The organism is Pseudomonas sp. NPDC090203 (assembly GCF_044746765.1).
Classification (GTDB): domain Bacteria; phylum Pseudomonadota; class Gammaproteobacteria; order Pseudomonadales; family Pseudomonadaceae; genus Aquipseudomonas; species Aquipseudomonas putida_AD.
Window position 1 is genome coordinate 207905 of the sequence record NZ_JBIVCV010000009.1, and the last position, 14523, is coordinate 222427.

At 55.3% G+C, this 14523-nt stretch carries 17 protein-coding genes; 11 read left to right on the forward strand and 6 right to left on the reverse strand.

Annotation, left to right across the window (positions count from 1 at the left end):
* Positions 1-8 precede the first annotated feature (8 nt).
* Positions 9-338: a YciI family protein gene (locus ACIPO9_RS17415; RefSeq protein WP_400782350.1), complete on the forward strand. Its 330-nt coding sequence runs from the start codon at positions 9-11 to the stop codon at positions 336-338.
* A gap of 85 nt (positions 339-423) precedes the next feature.
* Here the strand turns inward: ACIPO9_RS17415 and ACIPO9_RS17420 are convergent, their stop codons facing one another.
* Positions 424-1065, reverse strand: a complete 642-nt coding sequence (locus ACIPO9_RS17420; protein ID WP_400782352.1) for a TetR/AcrR family transcriptional regulator — start codon at positions 1063-1065, stop codon at positions 424-426.
* A gap of 106 nt (positions 1066-1171) precedes the next feature.
* Here ACIPO9_RS17420 and ACIPO9_RS17425 point away from each other — a divergent pair, with 106 nt between their 5' ends.
* The 6 genes from ACIPO9_RS17425 to ACIPO9_RS17450 all read left to right on the forward strand — a co-directional run bounded on the left by ACIPO9_RS17425 (position 1172) and on the right by ACIPO9_RS17450 (position 7011).
* Positions 1172-2191, forward strand: coding sequence for a hypothetical protein (locus ACIPO9_RS17425; RefSeq protein WP_400782355.1), 1020 nt, complete (start codon positions 1172-1174; stop codon positions 2189-2191).
* Between the two features lie 15 nt (positions 2192-2206).
* Complete coding sequence (locus ACIPO9_RS17430) at positions 2207-2809, forward strand: NADPH-dependent F420 reductase (protein WP_400782357.1); 603 nt, start codon at positions 2207-2209, stop codon at positions 2807-2809.
* 32 nt (positions 2810-2841) lie between these two features.
* The gene (locus ACIPO9_RS17435) at positions 2842-3816 is read left to right on the forward strand and encodes a zinc-dependent alcohol dehydrogenase family protein (RefSeq protein WP_400782360.1); all 975 of its coding nucleotides are present in this window, start codon (positions 2842-2844) and stop codon (positions 3814-3816) included.
* A gap of 309 nt (positions 3817-4125) precedes the next feature.
* Complete coding sequence (locus tag ACIPO9_RS17440) at positions 4126-4782, forward strand: alcohol dehydrogenase catalytic domain-containing protein (RefSeq protein WP_400782362.1); 657 nt, start codon at positions 4126-4128, stop codon at positions 4780-4782.
* Between the two features lie 153 nt (positions 4783-4935).
* Entirely contained in the window at positions 4936-6282 is a 1347-nt protein-coding gene (locus tag ACIPO9_RS17445) for a GGDEF domain-containing protein (protein ID WP_400782364.1), read from the forward strand.
* Positions 6283-6294: 12 nt separating this feature from the next.
* Positions 6295-7011, forward strand: coding sequence for a substrate-binding periplasmic protein (locus ACIPO9_RS17450; protein ID WP_400782366.1), 717 nt, complete (start codon positions 6295-6297; stop codon positions 7009-7011).
* A gap of 72 nt (positions 7012-7083) precedes the next feature.
* On the opposite strand, the gene ACIPO9_RS17455 is transcribed toward ACIPO9_RS17450, so the two are convergent.
* Positions 7084-7965, reverse strand: coding sequence for an NmrA family NAD(P)-binding protein (locus ACIPO9_RS17455; protein ID WP_400782368.1), 882 nt, complete (start codon positions 7963-7965; stop codon positions 7084-7086).
* Positions 7966-8077: 112 nt separating this feature from the next.
* On the opposite strand from ACIPO9_RS17455, the gene ACIPO9_RS17460 reads away from it, so the two are divergent.
* Positions 8078-8653: a TetR/AcrR family transcriptional regulator gene (locus ACIPO9_RS17460; RefSeq protein ID WP_400782370.1), complete on the forward strand. Its 576-nt coding sequence runs from the start codon at positions 8078-8080 to the stop codon at positions 8651-8653.
* Between the two features lie 58 nt (positions 8654-8711).
* Here the strand turns inward: ACIPO9_RS17460 and ACIPO9_RS17465 are convergent, their stop codons facing one another.
* Positions 8712-9170 (reverse strand): MarR family winged helix-turn-helix transcriptional regulator, encoded by a 459-nt coding sequence (locus ACIPO9_RS17465; protein WP_400782372.1) that lies wholly within the window; start codon positions 9168-9170, stop codon positions 8712-8714.
* A gap of 159 nt (positions 9171-9329) precedes the next feature.
* On the opposite strand from ACIPO9_RS17465, the gene ACIPO9_RS17470 reads away from it, so the two are divergent.
* Positions 9330-10100, forward strand: a complete 771-nt coding sequence (locus ACIPO9_RS17470; RefSeq protein WP_400782375.1) for an alpha/beta fold hydrolase — start codon at positions 9330-9332, stop codon at positions 10098-10100.
* Between the two features lie 119 nt (positions 10101-10219).
* On the opposite strand, the gene ACIPO9_RS17475 is transcribed toward ACIPO9_RS17470, so the two are convergent.
* Entirely contained in the window at positions 10220-10786 is a 567-nt protein-coding gene (locus ACIPO9_RS17475; RefSeq protein ID WP_400782378.1) for a TetR/AcrR family transcriptional regulator, read from the reverse strand.
* A gap of 95 nt (positions 10787-10881) precedes the next feature.
* Positions 10882-11436, reverse strand: a complete 555-nt coding sequence (locus ACIPO9_RS17480; protein WP_400782380.1) for a TetR/AcrR family transcriptional regulator — start codon at positions 11434-11436, stop codon at positions 10882-10884.
* A gap of 259 nt (positions 11437-11695) precedes the next feature.
* Here ACIPO9_RS17480 and ACIPO9_RS17485 point away from each other — a divergent pair, with 259 nt between their 5' ends.
* Positions 11696-12655, forward strand: coding sequence for a LysR family transcriptional regulator (locus ACIPO9_RS17485; RefSeq protein ID WP_400782383.1), 960 nt, complete (start codon positions 11696-11698; stop codon positions 12653-12655).
* Positions 12656-12721: 66 nt separating this feature from the next.
* Entirely contained in the window at positions 12722-13276 is a 555-nt protein-coding gene (locus ACIPO9_RS17490) for a TetR/AcrR family transcriptional regulator (RefSeq protein WP_400782385.1), read from the forward strand.
* Between the two features lie 81 nt (positions 13277-13357).
* Here the strand turns inward: ACIPO9_RS17490 and ACIPO9_RS17495 are convergent, their stop codons facing one another.
* The gene (locus ACIPO9_RS17495) at positions 13358-14338 is read right to left on the reverse strand and encodes a hypothetical protein (protein ID WP_400782388.1); all 981 of its coding nucleotides are present in this window, start codon (positions 14336-14338) and stop codon (positions 13358-13360) included.
* Between the last annotated feature and the right edge of the window lie 185 nt (positions 14339-14523).

Here is a 14523-nt window from a genome sequence, read left to right on the forward strand (position 1 = left end):
CATCAATCATGATTGACGAAAACGGCCCTCACTATTTTGTTGCTTTCCAAACGCCTGGCCCGAAATGGGTCCAGGGAGTGAAGTACAACGAACAGCCTGAGTTCATGGATCATGTGGGCTACATGCTCCAGATGCAGGAGAAGGGATTGACCGTGCTCAGCGGCCCGTTCATGGAGAAAGCTGGCGGACTTAATGGCGTATTGGCTGACGGCGGAATGACGATTTTCAAAGCGGCAGATCTTGATGAGGCGATCAAGATTGGCACAGATGATCCGACCGTGAAATCTGGCATGTTGAATGTCGAGGTGAAGATGTTTTGGGTGCCATTCCATACCTGATCTTAGATGCAACCGAGCTTTGACCCTTTGCCCGGTGGGGCTCCATAGGGGACTGCAGGGACTGCCACACAGGACCTGCATCCCCTTATTTTGAGATGACCTCAGCTCTGCCTGGAAAAACCGACACGGCGATATCGGCAATTGCCAAGAGTTGTTCGGGTGTTGCGCCGTCTCTTGCTCGAACCGCCAACCCGCGTGACAGCGCGTTGAAGTAATCAGCGAAGGCCTTCACGTCTGTCTGCGGTGCCAGATCACCTTCATCTACCCCCCTCTGAATCCTGGCCTCCATGGCAGCGCCTGATGCTGCGCGATGCTCAGCCATCATGTCCCTCACGGAATGCAGCGCCGGCGGCACATGCACGCAAGCCAGCGAAATCATGCACCCCGTAGGCAGGTCGTCACGTGTGAATTCAGTGGCCGTGGCTCGCAGCAGGCGATGAAACGAGGTTCGGGTATCGGTTTTGGCGCTCAATATCCCGATGAACCACTCACTTGATGCCTTGAGATAGGCATCAGTGGCTTCCGCATAGAGCTGCTCTTTGCTCCCGAAGGAGTTGTAGAAACTCGACGGGCTGATTCCCATGGCGGCAATGAGCATGTCGAACGACGTCCCTTCGTAACCAGACTCCCAGAAAAGCTTCATTGCCTGATGTACGGCCGTATCCCGGTCGAACGTCGAGGGGCGTCCACGACTGCGCTTTTTCACCTCGGATGTTTTTGTGTCCATCGCTCCAATATTCCTTGACGAAAGTATTTTTCCGAACCTAGTATCTCATATCGGAGTGGTCACTCCAAAAATATTTAGACATTGCCAGAGATATGGAGTCGTTCAGATGAAGCGCATCCTACACCGCCATTACGGCGCCCCCTTGTCTGTATTGGAGGTCGAGAATTCACCGCAACCTGAACAGGTGCCGGCGGGTTCGGTAAGGGTACGAGTAGTGCTCAGCCCAATCCATCAAGGCGACCTGCTAGGAGTCGCCGGATCACCCGCGGCGGGATCGACTACTCCTATCAGTGAACAGGGTCGCGGTCCTGGTGTGGAAGGCGTAGGGGTCATTGACGCCATCGGCGCAGATGTCGATTCAGATCTGGGGCTCGCTGTGGGCACACGCGTCGCTTTCTTCCCTACCAGCGGTGGCTGGAGCGAAACCATCGTCCTGCCAGCCACCGCCACAGTGGTGGTGCCTGACGCAATCCCCGATCAAGTTGCCGCCCAGATGTTGGTCAACACCATCACGGCACGGATGCTTATGCGCGCCGGCCATAACTCGCTGCCCAAGGATCAGATGACAGATGTTGTGGTGCTGCAAACCGGCGCCGGCTCGGCGGTAAGCAAGCTCCTCAGCAAAATGCTGATAGACGCAGGAGTCACCCCAATTCGCTTGGTTCGCAGCGCCCAGAGCGCTCAGGTATTGAGCGACGTGCTGCCTGGCTCACCGGTGATTTCTACGGACGATCCGAACTGGCAATCCCTCGTGAAACAGCACGCCGGCGATCGAAAAATTCATGTCGCGGTAGATGGCGTAGGCGGCCCTCTGCTGGCGGAGGTTGCGACGCTCCTTGAGCCCCAAGGCACGGTAATCAACTTCGGAACGCTGGGCGGCGAGACCACCGACATTCGCTGGTTCGTGCCGCGAGCACTGGTACTAAAGGGATTGTCGATCGCCTATTGGTTCAACGAATCAGCAGAAGACCGCAAGGCTGATATTGCAGCTGCTCTGCGTCTGGCGAACTCGAACCCTGAGCTCTTCGAGCTGGGTGGGGAGTATTCCCCATCCGAGCTAACCGCTGCGTTGAGCCATGTTATCGAACGCAAACGTGGCACTGCCTTCTTTTCCTTCCGCACTTAACACAGGATCGTAATCATGAAAATCGGAATGCTGGGCGCAGGTGAAGTAGCACTGTCGGTCGCTCGACATGCAGTTGAGCTGGGGCACGAGGTGTTGTTGAGCAATCACAGTGGTCCTGAAAAGTTGGCGGATGCGCTTCGTACATTAGGCCCGAAAGCCTCGGCGGTTACGGTGGTGGAAGCGGCTTCCGCGCCAGTGGTATTGCTGGCCACACCTTGGAAAACGATTGAAGCCGTTTTGAAAGGGCTGCCTGATTGGAATGGCCGGATCCTGATCGACGCAACCAACCCGTTCTTGGAAACCATCCCGAAGTTGGTGTTGGCTGATCTGGGCGACCAGAGTGCAAGTGAGATCGTAGCGGCGCTCGCACCTGGAGCACGGGTCGTCAAAGCTTTTAACAACATCGTGATGACAAATTTCAACGCCGGCGCCGAGCGCGAAAATGCTCGCCGAGTGCTGTTTGTTTCGGGTGACGACACCGAGGCCAAACAGTTGATCGCTGACTTCATCACCGCAATGGGCTTCAAAACCATCGATCTTGGCGGGCTCAAGATTGGCGGGCGCATGCAGCAGGCAGGTGGTCCGCTTGCGGGTCATGACTTCCTCATTTCTCAGTAACAATCACCCACCCGATTTCAGGAAAGTCCCATATGCGTGCGATTTTGAATTTTGCGTTTGGTGAGCCTACGCAGACTCTCGAGCTAGTCGATTTGCCCGAGCCAAATGCACCAGAGGAGGGGGAGGTGTTGGTTGGGATGGAGTTCGCTCCCATCAACGGCAACGACCTGCTCGTCGTAAAAGGGCTGTTTGCCTTCAAGCCTCAACTCCCGGCAGTAGCAGGAAATGAAGGAGTAGCAAAGGTCCTCGCCATCGGCTCGGGTGTCACAAATGTCCGTGTAGGCGATCGTGTCCTTCCCCCGCTTTATGGATCGACTTGGGCAGAGCGTCTGATCATCCCAGCGAAAGGTCTGTTTGCGTTGCCTGATAATGTCGATCCACAGCAGCTTGCGATGCTGAGGATCAATCCACCCACCGCTGCGTTGTTGTTGAGCCAATTTGTAGACCTTCAGCCTGGCGACTGGGTCATTCAAAACGCGGCAAACTCGGGTGTCGGTCGTGCAGTTATCGCCATAGCCAAATCCCGGGGATTGAAAACCGTCAACCTGGTACGCCGTCCTGAGCTGCTGGAAGAGCTGAAAGCCAGCGGAGCTGACGTAGTGTTGCTCGACGAGCCGGGCTCTGCCGAAAAGGCTGCTGAGTTGGTGGGTAACGGAAATGTTCGGCTGGCCATCGACGGTATCAGTGGGATCGCTGGAGCGAGCCTGATCCACTATCTATCTCCAGGCGCGACGCTGGTGACCTACGCTCTAATGAGCGGAGAGTTCACCGTTCCGGTCAATGTGATGGACACGATCTTCAAGCGCATTACGGTGCGTGGATTCTTCCAAAGCCACCCGCAATACGATGCGCTCATTCCAGACGCTCTAAAGGGAGCCGCGCAACTTCTCGCAGATGGCCAGTTGCACGCACCTGTTGCAGCGGTCTACCCGATGTCAGCGATCAAGGAAGCGGTTGCACATGCGGAACGTGGAGGGAAAGTTTTACTGGATCTCCAGGCGGGTTGATCCATTGCACTAGGGCGCGAAGAGCACTTCTCAACCCTGCTAGACATGACTAACATTTCATCCCTTGGGCGGCGCTAATCAGGCCGCCTTTTTTTATTTCCGATATCCCCACATTCCCAAACTGCTGGAGTTTCGCCAGAGAGTTTTATCCAGCATCACTGGGTCGCATCAGCTTGATCGCCCACGAACCAGCAGGGTATTTCGGCCTTGACACAATCATTGTGATCGCCTTCAATAAATTGGAAAGGTCGCTCCGAAAAGCCTGAATGGCTGGTTGGGGTTTGAGAGTTCTCCTAAGGTGCACCAATCATGCGGGCTGTCCTTAGTTACGCTTTTTGCGCTCCTGGTGCAGGCGCTTTTGCACCTGCAGATATCCCCGAGCCGCCCTTGCCAGCGGCCGGCCAGGCTCTAATTGCGATGGAGTTTGCGCCTGTGCGTTTGGAGTATTTGACCTCCAAGCAAAGATCGTCCTCACCACAGCGCTTCCCCTCTCTGATGGGCCGGGACGGAGTCGGTAGGGTGCTCGCGGTCGGCCACCAGGTACAGAACGTACGAGTGGGAGACCGTGTGCTTGCCCCCAGTGGTGTTTCGACATGGCGTCAACGTCTGCTCGTGCAGGCTGATGAATTGTATCGACTCCCTCACGCTGCTGATCCCTTGCACATGGCCCTGCTGTTAAGGCGGCGTTTAGCGATCGGGCCCCAGGCCACTCAAGAACTGATTCTCAAAGCGTCTGTACGTGCGCTTCGCTGGAAGGCGGGCTTGATTGCGGGTGGTCGGAGGCGGATTCCGTCCACGAAGGTGTTCCCGCTTTGGCAGATTGCTGAGGCTTTTGATCAGGCGAGAAGTGGCAGCCATGTACTGCTGGATTTACAGGCCAAGCCAGACAACTTGTGGAGCGGATACGACGTAGGGGAGGTGGGAGCGGTCTTCGCAAGAGTTACAGACTCTGACCCCTGGGACTGAGTCGTCGCCAAGTAGCACTGCGTGACGGGCCATCTTCTGGCGTGGCAACCGTGGCGCATTCGGCTTGTTTTCTGACGGATTAAAAGGATTTGAATATGAGTCACGTTGCTGCACTGCGTTCTCATACACGCAGGGCGTGTCAGGCGGTGCCTGATGTTTGCTAGCTCCAGAATGACCTATGAGACGAGTGATTCATTGCCAAAGGTCAGGCGCACGTTAGGGCAGCGCATTGTGGTCATTACCCTCGTCTTCTGCGGACTATTTACAGGAGGGGCGGTAGCCGTGCGGACGTGGTTTGCCTGGAACAGCAACTTCCGAAATATGCAGATGGAGTTGCAATTGATCGACCAGGTTTTTCAAGGATCGCTGGCAAAGGCAGTCTGGGAAATGGATAACAAATCCATAGCGACCCAACTCGACAGCGTTGCGTTGGCATCGTCTCTGGGTCGTGTGCGATTGAGAATATTGAAACCAGGACAAGCGCCTACGGAATTGGAACATCGCTCCCCTAATTTCGTTGAGTCGGAACTCGTGCCGAGCCTGACCCGGGATTTGGTGGTTTCGCCGTATGAAGGTGCATCCGAGACGGTCGGGGATCTGACGATCGAAGGGAATGAACAGGTGTTATGGGCGCGCTTATGGCAGGAAATACTCAGCATCATTCTTACTCAGATGTTGCAGTCACTCGCTTTGGCGATTTTGATCATGGCGATCTTTAACCGCTCTGTGACGACCCACGTTCGCAAAATTGCCATTCATCTCGGGCGGATTTCAGCGAACACCTTGGACCACAAGCTGGTACTGGACCGTCCCGCATCGGTCGAGGATGAGCTCACGTTGCTTAAAATTGGCGTAAACGATCTGCAGGATAAGCTTGCCGCCTACCTCGTTCGACAGCGCGCCGATGAGCAGGCAATGGCTGACAGCCATGCGCACTTGGCGGATCTGGTTAAAGAGAGAACGTCCGAGCTGGAGGAGCTCAATCGTCGATTGGAGGAACTCAGTCGCAAAGATCCCCTGACAGGGCTGGCGAATAGACGACAGTTCGAAGAGATGAAGATACTCGAATTCAACCTCGCGAAAGAGCGAAGGTCGCCTCTCTCGGTGCTGATGTGTGATGTTGATTTCTTCAAGCTCTACAACGACACCCAGGGGCACGCTAAGGGCGATGAGTGCCTGAAGGTTGTATCACGAGTTGTACAGACCGTTGTAAATCGCAAGACAGATCTGGCCGCACGCTACGGCGGTGAAGAGTTTGCAATTTTGTTGCCTGGGACCGGCATTGATGAGGCCCAACTGCTGGCAAACAGGATTCGCGAAAAGCTCAAGGAACGAGGCGTGCCTCATCCGGCTTCACCGATCTCGGACGTTGTCACACTAAGCATTGGCGTCGCGAGCCTTAACCAACTTACCACCACAGATTTCGACCAATTGCTTAAACAAGCGGACGATGCCCTTTACCGCGCAAAAAATCAGGGGCGTAATCAAGTCAGCTTTTGATGAGGTCTATGGATGAAAGCTCTGTTCCTCGTGCTCGGTTTGATCTGGTTGGGTTCAGCAGGAGCTGATCCTATCGAAGTCGTCACGGAGGACTCATCCTACACCTACGTAGAGCATGGAAAAGTAGCGGGCCCGGCGACCCAAGTTGTTGAGGAGACGCTAAGACAAGCTGGGATCGATGATTACCACCTGGCGCTCTATCCTTGGGCCAGGGCCTACAGCATCGCAACGCAGAAACCTAACGTCCTTATTTACCCGATGGTTCGAACGCCTGAGCGTGAGGCGCTGTTTCACTGGGTTGGAGAATTGGCGACTGTCTCCATCTTCCTCTACAAGTTTCGTAATCAGCCAGGCATCCAGGTAACGAATCTGGACACTGCGAAGGCTTATACCATCGGGGTCGTCAGGGATGACTCCAGAGAGCATTACCTTCAATCTCAGGGCTTCAAGAAGCTGATCGTGTCCGCCGACAATGATGAGAATTTTCGGCTGTTCACCCTTCACCAGGTGCAGTTAATTCCGATGCCCGAAAGAGACGCCAAGTCTTTTTGTCAGCAAAAGCATATTGCCTTCGACCAACTCGAGGTCGCCTATCCACTTCACGACATGGAAAAGGGAATCTACATGGCGTACAGCCTGGGTACGTCGGAGGAATTGGTTTCACGCACCACTCGTGCCTTCAGCGCAGTGGTTGAGAACGGCGAGCTTCGTAAAGCGATGGGACATTAGATGTCCCATCGTCAACGGTCCCGTTTCGCTGAGCAACCACCCTGCTCACTTCGGGGCGCCTGAGACGCTCGCTCAGGCTTTGTACAGCTCATGGTGCAGAGTGACGAACTCCTGAACCGTCATGGGTGCCTGCCCGGTCACTTCTTTGATGATCGAATCCTCGCCTTCGAAAACACCGTGCTGGTAATCCTTGGCAACCTCGATCAGATGTTGAATCACAAAGGGTGGCAGGCCAGCGTCGGTCATCTCCTGCTGATACTGATCCAACGTGATCGGGATGTACTTGATGCTGCGCCCCAGCACTTCTCCTACAGCGTCTGCAACACCTTGTTGAGAAAGCTCTACAGGGCCGTTAAGCGTGTAGGTTTTGCCATGGTGCGCGTAAGGGTTCTGCAGGATCGCGGCGATTAGACGCGCCTGGTCTTCTGCCGCAATGGGGGCGTGACGCCCGTCACCAAACGGCAAGCGAATCTCACCATCTTCGACGATGTGCTTACGCCAGTGCGGATAGATCAGCCATTGGGAGAAGTACGTGGGCCGCAAATGGGTAACACCCAATCCTGACCAGTCAAAGACGCGCTCGGCAGTGTAGTGATCCAGCGCTGCATCGCTCTTGGCTACGCGGCGGGCGGAAATCTGCGACATGTTCACAACGGAGGTGACATTGGCCTCCGTCGCAGCCAAGGCGAAGCGCGCCGTCGCGTCGATGAGACCGGGTGCGATGGGGTAGATGAAGTAGGCTGAGTCGATCCCCTCAAGCGCACTGCGCACCGCGTTCAGATCCAGAAGGTCGCCAATGACCACCTCGGCACCCAGGTTGCGCAGTTCTGTCGCACGTTGGTCATCGGTACGAACGAGTGCTCGAACAGGTACGCCTTGTTCGCGCAGTATTTCAACGGTTCGCTTGCCTGTGAATCCAGTAGCGCCCGTCACCAGAATCGTTGGTTGGGTCATGAGTCTGTCCTCAAAAAATCTGCTTGCGCAGGGTAGGTGGTTATATGATGCTTGCAATATTATTAGAAGGTGATCACCATCTAAGTCAATCTTTTTTTCACGGGTGGGTGAAATGCGCAAAACCAAAGAGGAGGCTGCCGCCACGCGGCGAAGAATTGTCGAGTCTGCGGCCGTTGAGTTTCAGCGATTGGGGATTGATGGAAGTGGCCTCACGGGACTGATGGCAGCAGCAGGACTGACCCAGGGAGGGTTCTACAAACACTTTTCCTCAAAGGCACAGCTTGTCGCCGAGTCGACCGAAGCCTCAGTGGACAACATCATCGACAATTTGCAGGGACTGCTACCTGACGTTGCCGAGGAAGAAGGCTTCGATGCGCTGGTGAGGGGATACCTTTCCCAGCAGCATCGGGATGGTGATGCTGGGTGCCCTTATGCGGGGGTGGGCAGTGAATTGGCTCGGGCTGATGAAAGTACCCGAGGGGTCGCTGTAGAGGGATTTGAGCGAATGGTGGACCTGCTGTCTCAACAGCTCGTCGACCAGGATGAAACCTCGAGGCGTGAGCGCAGCTTGCTGACCATGTGCGCGATGATGGGAGCTCTGACTGTATCGCGCATGGCTCAAGGTAACGAACTGGCGGATGAAGTGCTGGGCGTTGCTGGCAAGCTATTGACCCAATGCTCCTCGTAAATGCGCCGTTCACCGGGCAGGCGACATGCCTGGGGCCAGGTTATGCCGGGTGATAGAGCTATCGCTTTTTCAAGAGGCGATCGCGTAGATCGGTTACGGCCGCCTGGAGCTTCATCACATCCTCGACCGGCAGTCCGACCGCGTCCTGGATGCAGTTAGGTACTTCTAGCGCGGGCGTCTTTAACGCTTGTCCTTGCGGCGTCAACCGTACGCGTACTTGGCGTTCGTCGATTAAATCGCGGCTTCTGGATACCAGCCCTGCAGCTTCGAGCCGTTTGATGAGCGGAGTAAGGGTGCTGGACTCCAGCATCAACGTATTGCCCAGATCTTTGATGATCTGATCATCCTTGGCCCACAGGGCAACCATAAGCAGGTACTGAGGGTACGTCAGCCCGAGTTTATCGAGGAGTGGTCGATAAAATTGGGTCAGTGCATGGCCAGCTGAATAGATGGAGAAGCACAAAAACTCGCTCAGCGGGGCGAAGTGCTCGGTGTCGTCAGACGGCTTGCTAGACATCTCGAGAGTCCTGAAAGGTGATTTCACTAAATTATTACGCACGCGATTAATCCGCAAGCGATTGACATGATAATTTAGCTGGTGCACGATCTAATCGTTCGCAACGTATTTGTACGTTTGATTCATACGGCCCATGACCTTCAACTGACCGGATTTCCCATGAAAAAAATTCTTGCTGGACTCGCATTTGCCGCTGTCGTCTCTTCCTCCGCGTTTGCAAGTGCTGCAGACGTCAAACCAACGGTGGTTCTCGTGCACGGCGCGTTTGCCGACTCATCAAGCTGGAATGGCGTGGTGAAAGTGCTGCAGAAAGATGGCTACACCGTGGTCTCTGCTGCAAACCCATTGCGCAGCGTCGCCACCGATGCCCAGTACGTCGCCGGCATCGTGAAAAGCATCAAGACCCCAGTGGTGCTCGTCGGGCATTCATACGGTGGTCCAGTGATCAGTGAGGCTGCCAAAGGCGCCGCCAATGTCAAAGGCCTGGTTTATGTAGCTGCCTTTGCACCTGAGAAAGGGGAGACGGCCGCAGAGCTGTCCGGCCGATTCCCTGGAGGCACCTTGGCTTCGGCATTGGCAGCTCCTGTTGAGCTGGCGGATGGCGGTAAGGATCTCTACATCCAGCAGGACAAGTTTCACGACCAGTTCGCAGCGGATGTACCAGATGCTCAAGCCCGTTTGATGGCTGCTGCGCAGCGCCCAGTCACCGTCGCGGCATTGAACGAGGCGGCGACCGATCCGGCCTGGAAGGACATTCCTTCCTGGTTCGTATATGGCGATAAGGACAAGAACATTCCCCCTCAAGCACTCGCATTTATGGCTGAGCGGGCTCACTCCAAACAGACCGTAGTGGTTAAGGGCGGGTCCCATGTGGTCATGATTTCTAACCCGAAAGCGGTTGCAGATCTGATTGAGAAAGCCTCTAAATAAATGACTTGGCGGTGCTTGGCGGATGAGGAGCCTGACTGGCACTTCAACCGCCGAGTTCTGTAGCTTTGGGCGTGAGCTGAGGTTCATGTCAGACGAGAGTTGTTTCTACCCTGAAGGTTCTACGCTGTCGTCGTGTCGTCATTCCAGAGCTTGATGACTGAAGACATGAATTTTTTTGCGAGTGCCTGATCGCTCGAAGCCCGGGCGATCATCAGCGCCCCAGCCATCGACGCCATCATCTGCATGGCTTTCTCCTCAGATGTATGGTCCGAGTCGCCATCTTTCTTTTCGCTGATGACGGTCAGCATACGCCGCAGCCCATCCGTGTAGGTCTCGCTAACTGCGCCACCAGCTCTCGCGACGTCGGCCGCAAGGGTCGGCATCGGGCAGCCGTCCTGCTTGTTCTGCAGGTGTTCACTGCTGAGGTAACCCTTCACGATGGACTTGGCTGAGCGTTTAGTTGACCAGTGAGCGCAGTACTCATCAAACGTGCGCGCGATTGCCTCAGACACCAGCTGTTCCTTGCCCTCTGGGAACTGCCGGTAAAAGCCTCCATGCGTCAGCCCTACGGACTTGGAAAGCTCACCGATGCCGATACCGTCGATACCGTGTTCGCGGTACAGCTTGGAAGCTGCAACGAGGATTTTTTCCTTGTTCAGCGTACTCTGCTCTTTCGTTACCTTCATGGCTGCCTCGTCATAAGTCGTGCGCTGATTATACTGCCCACTGCCCTTATCTTTGCTGATGAGCAGCTATAAGACTCAGCGGCGAAGGGGATGTTTCAGGCGGACCAATACGCAGTCACCGCCTTGGTAAACTCCTGCGAAAGCGCCTCATCGTTCAATGCATTGGCCATGAGCATGGCTCCAGCCATTGATGCCAGTAAGCACATGGTTTTTGCATGCGCTTCCGGGTCAGAGTGCTCACCCTCGATACGAGTCTGTAACGAGATAATCATGTCTTTCACCCCTTGCGTGAAGGCTCCTCGAACCTTCTCGCCGCATCGTGCGACGTCGGATCCGAGGGTGGGGATTGGGCATCGTTCGTGCAGTTCTCGCGTCAGTTGTTCTGCCAGATAATTCACAACGATACATTCGAGCGAATCGGCTGTGTCCCATTCTCGCAGCACATCGGCAAATGCTCCGCAAACGGCTTCGGCTGCCAGTTGCTCCTTTCCACCTGGGAAATGCCCATAGAAACCACCGTGGGTAAGCCCGGCGGCTTTGGTCAGTTCGCTGATGCCGATGCCGTCGATCCCGCGCTCGCGATAAAGATCAGTGGCTGCGCGAAGAATGGCTGCCTTGTTTAGTGCCGCCTGTTCTTTGGTGACTTTCATCTGCCTCCTTTGGAACATCTGAAAAAGCATTTGACAATAACAGCTGTCGTCGCAATGATGATAGTCGTAATCTTTGAGTATGAAAATCCTCCATGGCTAATTGCGCTCCGTCGTCGCCCATCTTGGCGACGAGAGGCGACTGGCAGTCACTGAACGCATGTCCTTTGGCAGAAGATCTGCCTGTCTTAGCTGCGAAACGGTGCCAGGGAATGGTTGAGGCTGGCGCTCGCTTCATTCATGTAAAACGGAGGCGTTCCGTATGACGGACGTGGTCCTCAAATCGTTCGACCTGAATTTGCTGGTCGTCTTCTCGACGCTGATGAAGGAAAAAAGCGTTACCCAATGCGCGGCCAAACTGAACGTTGGCCAGTCGGCTGTCAGCAACTCGCTGGGCCGGCTGAGGGTGGCTTTTGATGACCCCTTGTTTGTTCGCGCGGGCAGAGGCGTTGTGCCGACGCGAAAAGCGCTCATCCTCGCACAGCGTATCGGACCGGCACTTGAGCTCATCCATCTGGCGCTCGAGGAGCCGAGGATTGCGTTTGATCCGGATGCCTGTCGTCAGGAGTTTTCGATCGCCGTCAGTGGCGGAGTCTGTGCGTCGCTCATTCTTGGACTCATCAAGCCAATCCGTGAGCTCGCGCCGTGGATTGCTTTGACCGTCGAACGAGCTGACTCAAACGCGGTGCCAGGCCGGCTCGTTCTAAGCGATGCGTCGATCGGTATTGGTTATTTCAAACCCGACGTTAAAGGGGTCGAATCCTTGCCTCTGGTTCAATGTCGCAGTGTGCTGGTGCGTGCTCAAGGTACCGAGCCAGTGAAGTCGATCGGTGATTTGTGCCATCGCCCTCACGCACTCGTGCCGTTCGGCGATGGCTTGGAGACCGAGGTGGATAAGCGAATCACTAAGTTTGGTATGCAACGCCGGGTGGCGGTGAGGCTCTCCAGTACGGATGCGCTCGAGGATGTGCTGAAAGACACCGACATCGTGGCGGTGATTCCGGATTTCGAAGCCCATCGGCTTGAAGGCGCTTCGCAAATCGTCATTGATGAGCTGCCGATTGAACTGCAGTCGAGCTTTGACCTGCAAATGAGCTGGTCGGAGGGGAGGACAAATTCCGCCCCGGACACTTGGTTCAGAAACAAGGTTTCTGAACTGATTCGGGCGGTTTCGCCTCGCACGTTTCAAGCCGATGGCTTGACTCTCGGCGAGGACGAATGAGGTGCTTTGTTGCATGAAGAGCCGAATCAATAAAGCGACCGAAGCAACCATATTTTTGGAGGTCGAATGACGCGCTACAGCCCAGATAGAGCTCCTCACACCCGAGCACGCATAGTGGAGTCTGCCGCAAAACTGGTGCGTGTCCACGGAGTGGATGGCGCCGGTCTTAAGTTGATAATGGAGTCGGTGGGCATGACAACCGGCGGCTTCTACAAGTATTTCGACTCCAAAGACCAGTTGATGGCAGAGGCTTTGAAAGCCGCGAGCGCGCCACTGGATGAGCTTGACCCAGCAGAAAGCTCACTTGAGCATGCGCTTGGCATTTATTTGTCGCGCGAACACAGAGATCGCCCAGGCGCAGGTTGCGCGGTTGCAGCCGTAATTACCGACGCCGGTAGATCGGGGGCAGAGGTAAAACAGGCATACACCGAGAAGGCAATCTCCAAGCTCGACTTTTTTGAGGCTTTGATTGGTCCGCACCAAGATGCTCGTGCGTTGAGCATTCTTGTGGCCTGTGCTTGCTTGGGTGCGGTGAATCTTTCAAGGGCCATCGATAATGAGGGGCTGTCTGACGAAATACTCCACGCGGTCTCTGATCAACTTCAGCGAATCACGAAGTAGCGTGGTGACACGTCAAGCGTGCCCCCTCCAATCTGCCTTCGAGTTATCTCATTTAGCGGGGCGCTGTTGGCAGCGTCTACCTCACCTGTGACGGATCGGCTGGCGTATGGGGATCACTGTCTGCTCAGAACCTGATTGGATTAGCGGGGTTCTCAGGATGTAGGCACATCCATCACTCGCGTTAGTAGGCGTTACGGAGCTTTCGCCTTCAGATTCACGAACAGCATGAAGCTGAGCGTCGCCTTTAACCTTCAGCAGCAGAACCCCTTTGTAGAGCGGCCAAAGCGTCGCGGATATGTCCTGAGGTTCCCTAGTCTGGGCAGATTGATACCTGCCCGTATGGGAGATGTTGACGTATGCCAGATCGAATTGGCCCAGACTTCTGCCGAGATAAAACAGCGTCGTTTTGAGCTCTTCGCTCGACATCATCGGCATCGCCTCTGCGTTATCAAACCGCAGTCGCAAGCCAATTCGATCTGGCCCCCAGCAATCTGTCAGTACGGCAAGAATTTCAAACAAAAAACGCAGTCCGCAATTAGCGTGAGCGCCATAGCTGTCCCTTCTCGCGTTAATGTGTCGATCGAGAAAACCCGCGAGCATGGTCGTTGGCGCGACGTTAACCTCCAGTCCGTCAAACCCCGCCGTTTTGATCAGCGCCCCAGCGTCCCTGAACCGGCTTACTGAACGTTGGATATCGTGTCGCGTCATACCCGCCGGAGCTGCGAGCCCGTCAAAATGAGTAACGGTTGAAAGGTGAGCCAACTGCCCAAAGATTCTGCCTTCTGACGCGTGCACCGCGTCGGTCACGCGTTGCCACCCCGCCTCTTGGATGGCGTTCCAGTAGTTAGGGTTGGAGGTATGGAGCCTGGCACCCAGTGCCCCGCAGTGCTCTGCAGCCACTACCAAGCCTTTTCTCGCCAGTTGCGTGAAATGCGCAACCGCAGCTTGATTTGGGATGTATCCAGGATCGAGCGCATGAGCGGGGGTCGGGGAGGAGTGGACATATCCACTGCAGAGGGCGAGATTGCCCAATTGGAAAGGGTGTTGAGTGTTCTGCAGCATGAACTTACCCTCGCCGAAGCTGATCGCGTTACACGACGGGGTCAAATCAGGTGTTTTCGACACCTATCCCCAGGACGAGGGTTCGGACAGCGTTCTCGAATCTCGGGCATTTACTCGATGTTTTGAGCCTACAAGCACAGCTCATTGAAGGCGGTCGCAATGAATGTGTCAAGGGGTTTGGTATT